Source organism: Streptomyces sp. NPDC059355 (genome assembly GCF_042752335.1).
Classification (GTDB): Bacteria; Actinomycetota; Actinomycetes; order Streptomycetales; family Streptomycetaceae; genus Streptomyces.
Genome location: NZ_JBHYXN010000053.1, coordinates 37,327 through 51,344 on the forward strand (window position 1 = coordinate 37,327; position 14,018 = coordinate 51,344).

Below are 14,018 nucleotides of genomic sequence, written 5' to 3' on the forward strand. Positions count from 1 at the left end.
AGGGCCGGGCTCGCCGTAACTTTCCGATCTTGATGCCGGTTGCCATGGTGTCCTGCCGGTGGTGAGCGTCGAGGAGCATCCGTGAAGTACCGCAAGGCTTAGGCCGCGGCGGCCGTGGCCGTCCTGGTCTCCCTGGGCGGCAGCCCGGTGTCCGTCGCCCGACAGCAGCAGCGGGCGGCATCCTGTGTGGCGTGGACGAAGACGGAGGGCATCGCCTACTCGAAGCGTTCCGACGGCAGCTTCCGCAGGACCGGCGGGACGGTGCCCACCGTCAGGAAGGACACCTGCTTCATCGAGATGGACGAGAACCGCTTCGCCCCCGGGCTGGTACACGGGCTCGGACGGGTCCTGGAGCCTCGCCAAGGAGAACGACCGCGGAGCGGTGTACAAGCAGTTCGCGTACGCGGTGGTCCGCAGGGAATCCGGCGGATACCAGGAGGGCTACACCGTGGACCTCGACCAGCTGCGCGACGTCGCCGAGAACGTCAGCTGCGACGCAAAGGCCACGGCGGGCCTCGCCCGTGCCTCGGCAGGCCGACATCCGCATCTACGGCGAGCCGAACCGGCAGCTGACCGGCTGGATCAGGACATGGAACGAAGTCTCCGGCTTCACCGACACCGGCGGACGCTGGCGCAGGAACCAGTGCGTGAAACTCACCGGCAGCGCGGCGAAGTGGCAGGGCCGCACCTACTACGAGACCCCGCAGTCGGGTTCCGGCGGCGGACATTACGACTGGATCCGCGACGACGAGATGCAGCTGCAGCGCAAGTAGCCGAACCTGCGAAAAAGGGCGGGCCGGCGCCGGTGGCCGCTCGGCTCGGACGTCCCGGCCGGAGAGCTGCCCGAACAGGCGCCGGGCGAGGCGGGATGCGGCCTGCCGGCCGCGTCTCACGCCTCGCCCACCGCCGACCCTGCCGCACTCAGGCCGGTTGAACGATGAAGCGGCTCAACTGCCTTAGCAGACCCGGTTGAAGGCGTTGTTGGCTGCCTGGGTCCAGGCCTTCCAGTAGGCGTTGCTGTGCTGCTGGCCGGACTTGTCCGCCACCGGCTTGGTCTCGCAGCTCTTCTTGGCCGCCGCGATGCCCGCCTGGGTGCCGGCCGCGCGGCCCTGGGCGATGTCCCGCCGGGAACCCGGCTGGACCGGGGTCGTGTTCTGCGGGTTCTGGGGCTTCGGTGTCGCCGCCGAGCCCACCCTCTTGCAGTTCACGAAGATGAAGTTCTGGTCCTCGTTGACCGCGAGGACCGTGTAGTCGACGTTCTTCTGGAAGCGCTGCACGCGGAAGGTTCCGTCCGGGCCTATCGCCAGGTCCACGGTGCTCTCGCCGTCGTTGAGCTTGCGAGGTCCCGTGAACCCTTCGCCGGTGATCGTTACGTACGTATCGTTCGACCCCGGCGTGACCGTACAGCTGGCGGCCGGGACCGCCGCGCCGGCGGCCGGTGCGACGACGACGGCGCCACCGCATACGACCGAGGAGACGAGCAGGGACGCGACCACGGCGCGTCGGGTGCTTCGGTACATGAAGGTTCTCCCATCGGGGAGGGGGGAGGGGAGGGGGCCCATGGCAGGGCGGCCCTCGGGTTCATGCTCCCCCGCCCGTCACGGGGTGTCGACCGGAGGCCCGCGGCACCCGTCGTGCGCGGCCCTGTGCGGCTCTGCATGCTGGAAGGTGCCGGAAGGTGCCGCACCACGCTCCGGGAGGTTCCGTGAACACGCACACGCCGCCCCGCTTCGACCCCACCCGTGTCCCCCACCTGCTGGGATCGTTCGCGCCGGTGACCGAGGAGGTCGACGCCGCCGAGCTGGAGGTGACGGGCGAGATCCCGGCCGCCCTGGACGGCCTGTACCTGCGCAACGGTCCCAATCCCCGCTTCACGCCGATCGGCTCGTACCTGTACCCCATCGACGGCGACGGCATGCTGCACGGGGTCTGGCTCTCGGAAGGCCGCGCCCGCTACCGCAACCGCTTCGTGCGCACCCCGGCCCTGGAGGCCGAGGAACGGGCCGGTCGGGCCTTGTGGGGAGGCCTGGAGTCGATGATCCTGCCGGATGCCGAGCAGGTCGGGCCGGCGCTCGCGGGCACCTTCCGTGACCTGCCCGACATCAACGTCGTACGGCACGGGGGCCGCATGCTGGCCCTCGCCGAGTCTGCCTGCCCGTACCGGATCGGCGCCGGGCTGGAGACCCTCGGCCGCGAGGAGTTCGAGGGGGCCCTGCCCGCGGGGATCACCGCCCACCCCAAGACGGACCCGGTCACGGGCGAGATGGTCGTCTTCTGCTACGGCCTGGAGCCGCCGTACCTGACCTGGTCGGTCATCGGCCGCGACGGGGCCGTCACACGCGGGCCCACCACCGTCGAGGGCGTGGACGAGCCGATGATGATCCACGACATGGCCCTGACCGGCCGATACGCCGTCCTGGTCCTCGCGCCCGCCTTCTTCGACCTGGACGCGGCCATGGCGGGCGGCTCCTTCCTGGCCTGGCGGCCCGAGCGGGGTACCCGCGTGGTCCTGATCCCCCGCGACGGCGGACCGCCGCGCTGGGCGGCCGACGAGGCGTTCTGGCTGTGGCACACCGTGAACGCCTACGACGACGGCCCCGGCGCCGATGCCCCGGTGGTCCTGGACTACGTCCAGTGGAGCCGGCTGACCGTCGGCGACACACCGGAAGGCGTGCAGGACCCGGTCAGCGGCGGTCTGGCACGGGCGCGCATCGACCCCGCGGCGGGCACCATGACCCGCACCCTGCTGGACGACGCCCGGGTGGAGTTCCCCCGTATCGACGACCGCCTCATCGGCCGGCGCCACCGGCACACCGCACTGGCCACCTCGACCGGACGGACGGACCTGCTGCCGGGCGAGTACGACGCGGTGCGCTTCCACGACGCTCGGACGGGAACCGCCCGCGTCTGGGACGCCGGGGACCTGTCGGTCGGAGAACCGGTCTTCGCTCCCGAGCCGGGGACCGACTCCGAGGAGCGCGGCTACTGGCTCACCTTCGCCACCGACCGCACCGACGGGTCGAGCTGGTTCCTGGTCGTCCCCGCCGGCGACCCGGCCTCCGGGCCGGTCGCGCGCGCCCGCATCCCCGTCCGGGTCCCGCTCGGCCTGCACGGCTGCTGGCTGCCCGCCGACGGCGGCTGAGCAGCCGAGCGCGGTGCGCCGTCCGCTGTCCGAACACGGCTCCGGATCAGGACCGATCGGCCCAGGCGAGGGACCGCCAGACCTGCTGCGCCCAGGCGAGGTCGGCGAGTTCTTCATGGGTGCAGAACAGCCCGGCAGCGGTGCCGGAGGCAGGCACCGTGAAGCCGTAGAACTCGTACCGCTCCCGCCCGTGGTCGTCCGGAGTCAGCCAGAAGGCGTGGCGCAAGCCTCCGGGCACGGGCTCGGTGAGCCACTGCCCGGGAATGGTGTCGGGTGAGCCGGCGAGCAGTGCGGCGAGGAAGTCCTCGGGCTTACGTCCCGGGGTGTCGTCCGTGAACACCGTCACGGCGGCGCTGCGGTCCGGCCCGGCGAACTGGTCCGCTCCGTCGGCGAAGCGGGCGGTGAGGCCGGCGCTGCGGATGACGGACCAGTGGTCGCCGAGATCGGTTCGCACGTCCACGGGGAGCTGGTGCGGGAAGCGGCTGAGGACCAGGTCGCGGTCCCAGGTGTCCTCCAGGACGCGGGCGGCGGTGGGGTGGTGGCCGGCGACGAGGTGGGGCAGCTCCTCAGGGTCGGCGACCTGAGCCGTGAAGGTGGCACCCAGCAGGTCTTCGCCCCAGGGACGGATCTTGTGGGAGAGCCTCCCCCGGAAGGCGAGATCCGCGTAGCCCTGCTCTTCCCACACGTCGCGGGCCTTGCGGAGGGTGTCGTCGTCCACCTCCAGCCAGATACCCAGGACCAGCTCCGTCTCGTGCGTCAGCCGGACGTGCAACAGGCACGATGACCGGGGCGGACAGATGCAGACATCCGGCCTCACGGCCATCCGAAGGGCGGGCCCCAGCAGCCCTGGCGGCCCCGGCGGCCCCGGCGGCCCCGAGATTGCCGGTCAGCCGACCGGTGCCTCGACTCCGTGCGCTTTCATGCAGGCGTCATCGAAGGCCACCAGACGGACCGTCCCGCCGTTCTCGGATGTTCGGTACTCGGCGGCCAGCCGCCAACCGCGCTGCCCAAGGCCCGCCTTGGCATCGAACACCTTGCCGGCCTTGTCCTCACGCTGCTCCGGCTTCTTCTCCTGCTGCCAGTCGCGCTTGCCCAACTCGCGCAGCACCGCGTCGTAGCGGGCCACGTCGACCTTGGCCTTCTCGTCCTGGGACCCCATGAAGCCGACAGCGCACGACAGCTGCGAGTCGGCCGGAGCCCGCTCGTACCCGCGGGCGTATTCCCGTGCGTTCGCCGGAAGGCCGGCGGCCGCGACCGCAGCTTCGACGTCCGTGCGTACGAAGTCCTTCGTGAGCGGCCCGGTGCCCTCCGGGCGAGGCGCCACCGGTATCGCCGTGTTCCCCTCGTTGCCGGCGTCGCTCGTCCCGCAGCTCACGGCTCCGAGCCCGATCGCGACCATCGCCACGGCGGCCCATTTCGTTCTGCGCACAGTCGTCCCCTCCCAGGTCACAGGGGTCATGCCCCGCTGTGATCAAGGCAGGAGTGTCCCACGCGATACCGACACCGCCCGACCTGCGGTCCCGGGATCTCCCCCGAGCCAGCCGCGCCAGAAATCAGGATCGGCGAGCTTGCCGAAGTCGTCCTGGGGTGTACGCCGGGTCGATCTCGGCAACGCTGCCCCCGGGATTCTCAGCAGCCGCGGCCAGAAGCGCCGACTCCTTCGGTATGCCCCTACTCCGGCTTCGCGAGCCGAAAAGCCCCACACTCCCACCCCCACTGCTGCGCCCGCCCCGTTGACGGCAGTTGTGCCGTAGCAACCAAGGCCGTATGAGGACGCCCTCCCCGAACAGAAGGAGTGGGATTCCCGCGGACGTCATCACCGCCGGACAGTCGGCGGCCACAGTGGCTGGATGTGCTCGCGGCCCGGGAGGGCCGGCAACCATTGCGGTGCGGCCCGGGTCCTCCATACCGGGCCCCAGACGGGGGCGCGGGGATGGAGGGGTGCCATGAGGGTCCGCGGGGCAGCGAAACGCACCGGGAAGTTCCTGATCGAGGCTGTCGGAGAAGTCGTGGGTGAGGCGATCCTCAGCCTGCTTGCCTGCGCCCTGCTCGCCGGCCTGGCCCTGCTCGCCTACCTGAGCTGGACCTTCAGCCCCCTCCTGACCATCGCGGCGGCCGGACTGGCAAGCCTCTTACTTGCCCACGGCGCCTGGCGGACCTACCGCGCACCCGCCAAGGGGCGCGGCCGGGGCCTGGCGGTCCTGAGCACGGCCGGCTTCGCCCTCGCCGCCGGGACCGCCCTCTTCCTGCTCGTCTACGGCACAGGCTGCGGCTGCCTGTGAGGAGGCGGAGCTACGACGAGGAAGACCGACGAGGGATTTACCGAGACCGTGTTGAGTCCCGCGGCCGCTGGTCGGCCACCCTGGAAGGAGCCGACCGGCGCCGCGCAGGGCAGGACCCGGACGACGTCCGCCTGGACGACGAGCTGCCACCCGCCAGGACCTGGGCGTGCCGTCCCTGGCCGGGTATCTCGGCGCGGACGCCACCGACCGGTGCACCGGCGCCATCGGCTGGGCGCTCGCCCGGGGCCCCGGACCGGCCGTCCTCGACCTGACCGGGCTGATGGGCTGGTCGGCCGACGGGCAGATCGCCGTCGCCCAGGCCGCCCGGCGCCTCGCCGACCACGGCCGCCGGTTCGAGCTCGCCGCGATCCCCGCGGACGGCTCCCTCGTCCTGGACGGGACGGCCCGCCCGTGGGGTCCGAACGTCACGGAGGCCGCCCACCGGGTGTCCACGAATTGCAGGGATCTGCAATTGTGGAGGTCACAAGGTGTGAAGAGGGGCGCACGGATGCTCCCCGCGAAGGAACGGCCGGGTGGATGAGATGGGCAGTCACGACAGGGGTACCCAGGTGAGCACGCCGCTGTACCAGCTGAAGGCGGAGTTCTTCAAAACGCTCGGGCACCCGGTCCGCATCCGCGTCCTGGAACTCCTGTCCGTACGCGAGCACGCGGTGGCCGAGATGCTGCCCGAGGTCGGGGTCGAGGCCGCGAGCCTCTCCCAGCAGCTCGCCGTCCTGCGCAAGTCGAACCTGGTGGCCACCCGCCGCGAGGGCTCCAACGTGTACTACAAGCTCACCCACCCCCAGATCACCGAACTCCTGCGGGTCGCCCGCGGCATCCTCTCCGGCGTCCTGGAGGACCAGGCCGAACTCCTGGCCGACCTCCGCGCCACCAGCCGCCCCTAGGTCGTGTCGTCGAAGTCCCGTCTGGCCGGCGGGGCCGCCCTCTCGGGCGGCCGACGCCACTTTGACGACACTCCCTAGCCGGCACCACACGGCGGCCGTCTTCCCAGTGCGGGCTCACCGCGCTTCTGACAACGGAAGACGACCGCTTCCTTGCCTGTAAGGCCGACGGCAGGCGGCAACGTGTCGGCAGGTGTGGTGAACTGACGATCATTCGTTGAACGTAGGAGGGGGAAGAATGGCAGCCGATGAGGCAGCTCTGGAAGCCGTTCCCGCAGGCACCGCACCGGGTGATACCGGGAAGACGGGCCGGGACGCGCGCCGGATCGAGGGATGGTCGATAGCGTGGATGCTCCTGGCCCTGGCGGTGTGGGGATGGTTCGCCTTCCTGATGTTTGCCGACTACGGCCCCGAGGTGCCGTCGTATCAGGGGACGCGCAGTCTGTGCCGGGGCCCGTTCTTTGAGCCGTGGCCCCAAGAACGGCTTTGCCGTAGCGAAGAGTTGCGGCAGTGGCCTTCGCTCCTGGGCATCCTCGCGTTGGCGGCTGTGGCAACCGTCACCGCTGCGGCGACCACGGTGTACGCCAAGGTCCTCGCCCGCCTGGCTCAGGGCGAAGGATCCCTCGCGAAGCCGCAGGGGTGAGGCCCACCCCCGGTGCGGCAATCAGCCCGGGCTGCCGGGCACGGCAGTAGCCGCTGGTGCTCCGGTACGGGTGTACGGAGCCAGCCACCCGAGACCAGCTCTGCGTGGTCCTATCCCTGCGTCACCACCCCGCGCGCGCCGGGTGGGAGTCCCGAGCAGTGGAGCCGAGTCTGCCGGCGTGACCGTTCGCAACGGGGCTGCCGCGGGGAAGGGCTGCAGCTGTCGGGGTTGGTGAAGACGGGTGCCGGCCCCGACCCGCCGCCCTCTCCGCGTCACCCCGGAACCGGCCGGGTGGGCCCGCCATGAGCGTCACCGCGTGGCCTGCCGTGGTGGTGTTCGGGGCCGTCTGCGTACTGATCGCCACGGAGAGGGTCCACCGGGTCGCCGCGGCCCCGGATGGTGCGGTCGTCACGCTGCTCATCGTTTCCGTCCTCACCGGAGCCGTCGGCGGTGGCGATCTCCGGCGGCCTGGTCCTCCTCGCCGTATCCCGGCTTGGCGCGCACAGGGTCGCGGCCGACGTCGAGTGGGAAACCCTGGCGTTCTTCGCCGGCCTGCCCGTGATGGTCGGCGCAATGGTCCGGACGGGAATCCTCACATGCCTCGGCCAGACAGCCGCCCGCGCGCTGGACGGCAGCCTGTTCGGCGCCTCCATGGCTCTGCTGTTCCGGTCGATCGTGCCGTCCGCGGTCATCGACAACATCCCCTTCGTCGCCTCGACCAGTGCGATCCTCTCGAAGGTCGTCGCCGCATCCGGTGGGGTCGGACAGACCCAGGTGCGGTGGTGGTCCCTCGCGCTGGGCGCGGACCTGGCACTGGCCGCCGTGGTCACGGGGGCTCTGGTGCCCCACGGGCTGCTGCTGGCCGCCGGCCTGATCGTGGCCGCGCTCGCCGTGAACCTCTTCGACACCACCCGCCGACGCCGACCGCGCCGACGCAAGCTCTGGGTAAATGCCGTGACGCTGCATCAGCTGCGCCTGGTGCTGCCGGTGAGCGGCGTCGTTCATCGCCGCCGGGAGTCGGCGGCGGCCATGACGAGGCCGGTCACGAGCAGTGCCAGGCCGACGATGAGCACAGGGAAGCCGGGCCCGGGCAGGAAGTACGTCGTCGCACCGGCCAGGGCGAGAGGTGCGCCGACGGCGGCCAGCACCCTTCCGATCCGTCCCTCCGACATGGGCTGCTCCTTGTTCGGCACTGGCAAGGTGAGGCAGCCCAGGAGAACGCACACTGTGGTGCCGCAGACGGCCGGGTCACCTGTCGCGGTGACGGGTGGTGGTCATGCAGGCCAGGTATACGGCGATCGCGGACCACAGGACGATCAGCAGGGTGAGGGTGAGCGCGCTGGAGGACGGGTCGCATTCGGTGTCCCGGCGCCGGCCCGGGTGACGCGCCAGGAGACGGGGCAGGCGGTGGGCGAAGCCGACCGCTCCGCCGAGGTGGACGGCCAGGGCGGCGAGCAGCAGTACGGTCTCCCGGCCGGTGACCGCCGCCCGGGTGTCCTCCCTCACGCGCGGCCGGCCGGATCCTGCGCCTGGTCCTTGAGGTCCTCGGGGGATCCGGGCCGGGACGGCACTGCGGTGAGGACCGGACAGGGCGGGGTGCGGCGGCGCCCGGCCCAGGCGGCGACGGGTTCGGTGTAGCGGGCGGTGAGCGGGCCGATCACCACGAGGATGAGCACGTACGCGGTGGCGAGCGGGCCCATGGCGGGCTCGATACCGGCGGTGACGGCGAGGCCTGCGATGACGATGGAGAACTCGCCGCGGGCCACCAGCGTGCCGCCTGCCCGCCAGCGCCCCTTGACCCCGATCCCGGCCCGCTTCGCGGCCCAGTAACCGGTGGCGATCTTCGTACCCGCGGTGACCACGGCGAGGGCGAGCGCGGGCAGCAGGACGGGCGGGATGCTCGCGGGATCGGTGTGCAGGCCGAAGAAGACGAAGAACACGGCCGCGAACAGGTCACGCAGCGGGCTGAGCAGCGTGTGGGTGCCCTCGGCGACCTCACCGGAGAGGGCGATGCCGACGAGGAACGCGCCGACCGCGGCGGACACTTGGAGCTGCTGGGCAATGCCGGCGACGAGCAGCGTCAGGCCGAGGACGACGAGGAGGAGCTTCTCGGGGTCGTCGCTGGAGACGAAGCGGGAGATGTGGCGCCCGTAGCGGACCGCGACGAACAGGACCGCTCCGGCGACGCCGAGGGCGATGGCCAGGGTCGCGCTGCCGGCGGCGAGGCTCACGCCTGCGAGAAGAGCGGTGATGATGGGCAGGTAGACGGCCATGGCGAGGTCTTCCAGGACCAGGACGGACAGGATGACGGGGGTCTCGCGGTTGCCGACGCGGCCGAGATCGCCCATGACCTTGGCGATGACACCGGAGGACGAGATCCAGGTGACCCCCGCCAGGACCACGGCGGCGACCGGACCCCAGCCCATCAGGAGTGCGGCCACGGCGCCGGGGACGGCGTTGAGGGTGAAGTCGACGAGCCCGGCCGGGTATTGGGTTTTGAGGTTGGAGACCAGGTCGCTGGCCGTGTACTCCAGGCCCAGCATCAGCAGGAGCAGGATGACGCCGATCTCGGCGCCGATCGCGACGAACTCCTCGCTCGCCCCCATGGGCAGCAGTCCGCCGGTGCCGAAGGCGAGGCCGGCCAGCAGGTAGAGCGGTATCGGGGAGAAGTGGAAGCGGCCGGCAAGTCTGCCCAACAGGCCCAGGCCGAGGATGATCGCACCGAACTCGATCAGGAAGACAGCGGAATGCACGGGCGTCTCACTCCCGTCCGAGTATGGAGGCGGCCGCGTCGACGCCCTCGCGGGTTCCGATCACGATGAGGGTGTCCCCGCCGGCGAGGCGGAAGTCCGGCGCGGGCGAGGGGCGGGCTTCCGCGCGGCGCAGTACGGCCACGATCGATACGCCGGTCTCGGTCCGCATCCGAGTCTCGCCCAGCACCCGGCCGTTCCAGTACGAGTGCCCGGACAGCTCGATCCGCTCGGCCACCAGGCCCAGGTCGGTGGTGTGCAGCACGTTGGGGCTGTGGTGGGCCGGCATCAGCGCGTCGATCAGCGAGGCCGTCTCCGCACCCGTCAGGCGCAGCGACTGCGCGCAGGCGTCGGGGTCATCGGCCCGGTAGAGGTTCACCGTCCTGGTGCCGTCCCGGTGCGCGACCACGGACAGGTGGCGGTGTTCGCGGGTGGTGAGGTCGTACTGGACCCCTATGCCGGGCAGTGGCGTGGTGCTCATCCGTGGAGCAGGCACAGCTGTCCCCCTCGTGTTCGCTTTCGTACGTGACGCCGCTGCGGCGGAGAGTCGGTCTCGGGCAGGAGAAGGGCCGCTCGGCGGGCCCATCGTGCCACTTTTCGCGTGTCCGAAATATGGGTGCCGGCACGGATGGACAGCAGCCTTCACCGGCGTGAGGATGGGGGCGGGGAAGTAGGTTCCGCTGCAGGTCACAGCATCTGGAGACGGGCGGCCGAGTGGCCGTGGAGGATGCTGGGGGACCGGCTGGAAAGGCGTGTGGCCGTGTCGTTGTACTGGCGGATCTTCCTCCTGAACGCAGGTGTCCTGGCCGTCGCGGTGGCCTTGCTGCTGGGCCCGGTCACCGTCTCCACGCCGGTCCTGTTCGGGGAGGCGCTCGTGCTGCTCGGCGGGCTGGCCGCGATGCTGGTCATCAACGCGGTCCTCCTGAAGGTCGGCCTGGCCCCGCTCGCCCGGTTGAACCGGGCCATGGCCACCGCCGACCTCCTCAGACCCGCCACCCGCCCGGCCGTCAGCGGCGGCGGGGAGATCGCCGCACTCACCCGGACCTTCAACGCCATGCTCGACCGGCTCGAAGCCGAGCGGGCCACCAGCAGCGGCCGGGTGCTCACCGCTCTGGAGGCCGAACGCAAACGCATCGCCCAAGAGCTCCACGACGAGATCGGCCAGACCCTCACCGCCGTTCTCCTCCAGCTCAAGCACGCTGCCGACCGCGCCCCCGAACCGGTCCGTACCGACCTGCACCAGGCCCAGGAGACCACCCGCGCCAGCCTGGACGAGATCCGCCGCATCGCCCGCCGTCTGCGCCCCGGCGTCCTGGAGGAACTCGGCCTGCACAGCGCGCTGCGCTCCCTGGCCGGCGAGTTCACCACCCCACGCCTGGGCGCCACCGCCCACATCACCCCGGGCCTTCCCCACCTGGACCCGGCCGCCGAACTCGTCCTCTACCGCGTCGCGCAGGAAGGCCTGACCAACGCCGCCCGCCACTCCGGCGCCACCCGCGTCGAGGTCCACCTGCGCCCCCTGCCCCGCGGCGGCGTCGGCCTGCTCGTCCGCGACAACGGACACGGCCTCGGGGAGGCACCCGAGGGCGCCGGCATCCGCGGGATGCGCGAACGCGCCCTGCTCATCGGCGCCGAACTCCGCGTCGGCGCCGGCCCGCACGGCGGCACCCAGGTCCAACTCGACATCACCGATACCACCGACACCACGAGGGCCACCCGATGACCCAGCCCGGCCCCGGACCCGCCCGCATCCTCCTCGCAGACGACCACACCCTCGTACGCCGCGGCGTACGCCTGATCCTCGACGCCGAACCCGACCTCACCGTCGTCGCCGAAGCCGCCGACGGAGCGGAAGCCGTAACCCAGGCCCGCAGCCTCGACATCGACCTCGCCGTCCTCGACATCGCCATGCCCCGCCAGACCGGCCTGCAAGCCGCCCGCGAACTCGCCCGCACAAGACCCGGCCTGCGCATACTCATGCTCACCATGTACGACAACGAGCAGTACTTCTTCGAAGCCCTGCGCGCCGGAGCCTCCGGCTACGTCCTCAAATCCGTGGCCGACCGCGACCTCGTCGAAGCCTGTCGCGCCGCCCTGCGCGACGAACCGTTCATCTACCCCGGCGCGGAAACCACCCTCATCCGCACCTACCTCGACCGGGCCCGCACCGGCGGCCCCATCCCGGAGAGGCCCATCACCGAACGCGAGGAGGAAATCCTCAAACTCGTCGCCGAAGGCCACAGCTCCAAGGAGATCGGCGACCTCCTCGTCATCAGCCCCAAGACCGTCGAGCGCCACCGCGCGAACCTGCTCCAGAAGCTCGGCCTGCGCGACCGCCTCGAACTCACCCGCTACGCCATCCGCGTCGGCCTGATCGAGCCCTAGCCGCAACCGAAGCCGCAGTCGCCTTGGCATGCATCGCAGGTCACCGAACTCTGCAGGCCATCCGGCGTCCTGGCCGCCCCGCCGCCGACGGGCGCCCCCGGAGCCGGTGCAGCGTGAGAGGACTCACTTCTGGGCGTGCTGGCCCAGGTAGAACAGCAGCCAGATGAACCCGGCGAACACGTGCGTGCCGAAGATGTAGAAGAAGGCACGCATCGCGACGCCCTTCGCCTTCCACTTCTCCTGATCCGCCTCATCGTTCTTCTCGGGCCGGTTACCGGTCATGGCGCCTCCTCTTTTGCGGTGTCTGGCTCCTGGCGGAAGCGGGGCCGCACGATGACCTGCATCCCGTGGGCGCCGGCGCGCTCGATGACGGCCGCGACCTCGCCGGCCTCGACCGTGCGGACGTCCGGCTCGGGGCCGGTGCCGAGGCAGGTGATCTCGTACAGCCGGACGGCCTCGAGGCTGTGGCTGGTCACAGGGTGCCCGCCGGCAGGATGAAGCGGACCACGACCGTCTGGTTGCTCAGCCATGTGGAGGCGACCTCCACATGCGGGGAGTGCCGGGCGTGGCGGGCCATCACCGCGGCCTCGGGCGGACCGGCATGGCCACTGGTTTCGCCTGTCGTCGCCGCCTGAGGCCACACCGCGACCCCCGTCCACCGGTTCCAGAACTACTAAATTGCATAACTCTGCAAGTTTAGCGGGTGCGGGTACGCGGTGCGGTTTCCGGTGACGGGTGCGGCGGGACGCGATCGTACGAGCTCTCCGGCCGCGGCGTGTCCCGGTGCCCCACCTGCGACGGGTCCGGGGAAGCGCCAGCGCCCCGGACAACAGCGGCACGGTCGCCCGGCCCGGCGACAGCGGCGGTCCGGTGAGCACCATCGACCACCCGCACTCGCGTCAGCTGAACGGCATGGCCGTCGCGGGATTCGGCTGTTCAGGCATCGGCACGAGTCGGACCTGTACTCAGGTCGGCTGGATCGAAGTGGGCGACATCTTCGACAGGTTCGCCCTCCGGCTCCCCCTGACCGGCACGCCCCGCCACGGCACGCCGCCCGGCGTTGCCCGCCGAAGGTGCCCCAGATCACGCACGGTCCCCCCGGGACCGCTCACTGTGACGTGGCGGATAACCGCCGACAGCGGGCGTCCGGAGAACGGGGCCGACGCGGATAATGGGACCGCCCACGGGCCGCCCCGTGCGAAGGCCCGTACCGATCCGAGAGATGAAGAGCAGAGTCCATGACGCTGAAGGAAGGCCAGCGAGTGAAGCTGGCCGCGGACACCAGGCTCACCGACTGGGCCGCGATGACGCAGGACTCCCCGACCTCGCCGGGGGGCGTGGCCGGGTCCCTGCTGCTGGCGGCGGGCATCGAGGGCACCGTCGAGCGCGTGGTCGAGCACGAGCACCAGAGCCACGAGGCGCGCGAGTACGAACGGCTCGTGTCGCTGCTCGACGCGTTCGGCCAGGACATGCCAGCGGGGAGCAGGAGGCAACTCGAAGAGCAGATCGCCTCGTTGGAACCGGAGTGGACGGCCTATCAGGAGCAGAGGCAGCGTGTAACGGTCCGCGTCCGTTTCGACCTCGGGCTCATCCTCGACGACGCGCACGAGGACGTCTTCACGCCCGCCTGACCGAAGCCTCGGCGGCCACGGTCGCGCTCGTGCGGCAACCCGCCGTCGCAGCAGAACCGAATGTACGTCACCGGCCGCACGGAAAGGCTCCGGATTCCGATGCCCGCCGGGCGCTCGTACAGGCGGCGGACCACCGGACATCCGAGCGGCGAGACCTCACGCGGTCCGGGGCCCGGGCGGGGGGTCCGCCCCCGCGGCCCCCGGCCCCCCGGGGGGCGGGGGGGGGGGTAAGCGCCCGCCGCCGCAGAGATAGTTATCGGGGTAGGCCCCGCCCGGGGGGTGC

At 71.3% G+C, this 14,018-nt stretch carries 18 protein-coding genes and 1 pseudogene; 10 read left to right on the forward strand and 9 right to left on the reverse strand.

Translation table 11 applies throughout. The features are described 5' to 3' along the window. Positions 1-521 precede the first annotated feature (521 nt). Positions 522-773, forward strand: a complete 252-nt coding sequence (locus tag ACFXGI_RS33745) for a hypothetical protein (protein ID WP_384715191.1) — start codon at positions 522-524, stop codon at positions 771-773. Positions 774-956: 183 nt separating this feature from the next. Here ACFXGI_RS33745 and ACFXGI_RS33750 read toward each other — a convergent pair whose 3' ends face one another. After that, positions 957-1,520, reverse strand: coding sequence for a hypothetical protein (locus tag ACFXGI_RS33750; protein WP_384715194.1), 564 nt, complete (start codon positions 1,518-1,520; stop codon positions 957-959). A 185-nt stretch (positions 1,521-1,705) separates the two neighbouring features. On the opposite strand from ACFXGI_RS33750, the gene ACFXGI_RS33755 reads away from it, so the two are divergent. Beyond that, positions 1,706-3,142, forward strand: coding sequence for a carotenoid oxygenase family protein (locus tag ACFXGI_RS33755; protein ID WP_384715197.1), 1,437 nt, complete (start codon positions 1,706-1,708; stop codon positions 3,140-3,142). Positions 3,143-3,188: 46 nt separating this feature from the next. On the opposite strand, the gene ACFXGI_RS33760 is transcribed toward ACFXGI_RS33755, so the two are convergent. Both ACFXGI_RS33760 and ACFXGI_RS33765 read right to left on the reverse strand, forming a co-directional pair. Then, on the reverse strand, positions 3,189-3,914 hold the full coding sequence (locus ACFXGI_RS33760) for a hypothetical protein (RefSeq protein WP_384715200.1): 726 nt from the start codon (positions 3,912-3,914) through the stop codon (positions 3,189-3,191). 114 nt (positions 3,915-4,028) lie between these two features. Beyond that, positions 4,029-4,571, reverse strand: a complete 543-nt coding sequence (locus tag ACFXGI_RS33765) for a hypothetical protein (RefSeq protein WP_384715203.1) — start codon at positions 4,569-4,571, stop codon at positions 4,029-4,031. 517 nt (positions 4,572-5,088) lie between these two features. Between ACFXGI_RS33765 and ACFXGI_RS33770 the strand changes: the two genes are divergently transcribed. The 5 genes and pseudogenes from ACFXGI_RS33770 to ACFXGI_RS33790 form a co-directional block, all read left to right on the forward strand. Continuing rightward, positions 5,089-5,424: a lysine transporter LysE gene (locus ACFXGI_RS33770; protein ID WP_384715205.1), complete on the forward strand. Its 336-nt coding sequence runs from the start codon at positions 5,089-5,091 to the stop codon at positions 5,422-5,424. Positions 5,425-5,590: 166 nt separating this feature from the next. After that, entirely contained in the window at positions 5,591-5,965 is a 375-nt protein-coding gene (locus ACFXGI_RS33775; RefSeq protein WP_384715208.1) for an anti-sigma factor antagonist, read from the forward strand. A 28-nt stretch (positions 5,966-5,993) separates the two neighbouring features. Further along, a complete protein-coding gene (locus ACFXGI_RS33780) occupies positions 5,994-6,329 on the forward strand; it encodes an ArsR/SmtB family transcription factor (protein WP_384715211.1) in 336 nt (111 codons plus the stop codon). A gap of 235 nt (positions 6,330-6,564) precedes the next feature. After that, on the forward strand, positions 6,565-6,969 hold the full coding sequence (locus ACFXGI_RS33785; protein ID WP_384715214.1) for a hypothetical protein: 405 nt from the start codon (positions 6,565-6,567) through the stop codon (positions 6,967-6,969). Between the two features lie 396 nt (positions 6,970-7,365). Beyond that, positions 7,366-7,710: pseudogene (locus tag ACFXGI_RS33790) on the forward strand (SLC13 family permease); the annotation flags it as partial. A 260-nt stretch (positions 7,711-7,970) separates the two neighbouring features. Here the strand turns inward: ACFXGI_RS33790 and ACFXGI_RS33795 are convergent. From ACFXGI_RS33795 to ACFXGI_RS33810, 4 genes are all read right to left on the reverse strand, one after another. After that, a complete protein-coding gene (locus ACFXGI_RS33795) occupies positions 7,971-8,141 on the reverse strand; it encodes a hypothetical protein (protein ID WP_384715241.1) in 171 nt (56 codons plus the stop codon). A gap of 76 nt (positions 8,142-8,217) precedes the next feature. After that, on the reverse strand, positions 8,218-8,475 hold the full coding sequence (locus ACFXGI_RS33800; protein WP_384715244.1) for a hypothetical protein: 258 nt from the start codon (positions 8,473-8,475) through the stop codon (positions 8,218-8,220). After that, entirely contained in the window at positions 8,472-9,722 is a 1,251-nt protein-coding gene (locus ACFXGI_RS33805; protein WP_384715217.1) for a cation:proton antiporter, read from the reverse strand. Before ACFXGI_RS33805 ends, ACFXGI_RS33800 begins: the two co-directional genes overlap by 4 nt. 7 nt (positions 9,723-9,729) lie before the next feature. Next, the gene (locus tag ACFXGI_RS33810; protein ID WP_363123647.1) at positions 9,730-10,200 is read right to left on the reverse strand and encodes a TrkA C-terminal domain-containing protein; all 471 of its coding nucleotides are present in this window, start codon (positions 10,198-10,200) and stop codon (positions 9,730-9,732) included. Positions 10,201-10,479: 279 nt separating this feature from the next. Between ACFXGI_RS33810 and ACFXGI_RS33815 the strand changes: the two genes are divergently transcribed. Continuing rightward, positions 10,480-11,442: a sensor histidine kinase gene (locus ACFXGI_RS33815; protein ID WP_384715220.1), complete on the forward strand. Its 963-nt coding sequence runs from the start codon at positions 10,480-10,482 to the stop codon at positions 11,440-11,442. Continuing rightward, complete coding sequence (locus ACFXGI_RS33820) at positions 11,439-12,104, forward strand: response regulator (protein ID WP_384715223.1); 666 nt, start codon at positions 11,439-11,441, stop codon at positions 12,102-12,104. Before ACFXGI_RS33815 ends, ACFXGI_RS33820 begins: the two co-directional genes overlap by 4 nt. 123 nt (positions 12,105-12,227) lie before the next feature. Here the strand turns inward: ACFXGI_RS33820 and ACFXGI_RS33825 are convergent, their stop codons facing one another. Together ACFXGI_RS33825 and ACFXGI_RS33830 are read right to left on the reverse strand one after the other, a co-directional pair. Next, positions 12,228-12,386 (reverse strand): DUF6126 family protein, encoded by a 159-nt coding sequence (locus ACFXGI_RS33825; RefSeq protein ID WP_384715226.1) that lies wholly within the window; start codon positions 12,384-12,386, stop codon positions 12,228-12,230. After that, the gene (locus tag ACFXGI_RS33830; protein ID WP_384715229.1) at positions 12,383-12,580 is read right to left on the reverse strand and encodes a hypothetical protein; all 198 of its coding nucleotides are present in this window, start codon (positions 12,578-12,580) and stop codon (positions 12,383-12,385) included. Before ACFXGI_RS33830 ends, ACFXGI_RS33825 begins: the two co-directional genes overlap by 4 nt. A 762-nt stretch (positions 12,581-13,342) precedes the next feature. Between ACFXGI_RS33830 and ACFXGI_RS33835 the strand changes: the two genes are divergently transcribed. Further along, entirely contained in the window at positions 13,343-13,735 is a 393-nt protein-coding gene (locus tag ACFXGI_RS33835; protein WP_384715232.1) for a hypothetical protein, read from the forward strand. Positions 13,736-14,018 lie beyond the last annotated feature (283 nt).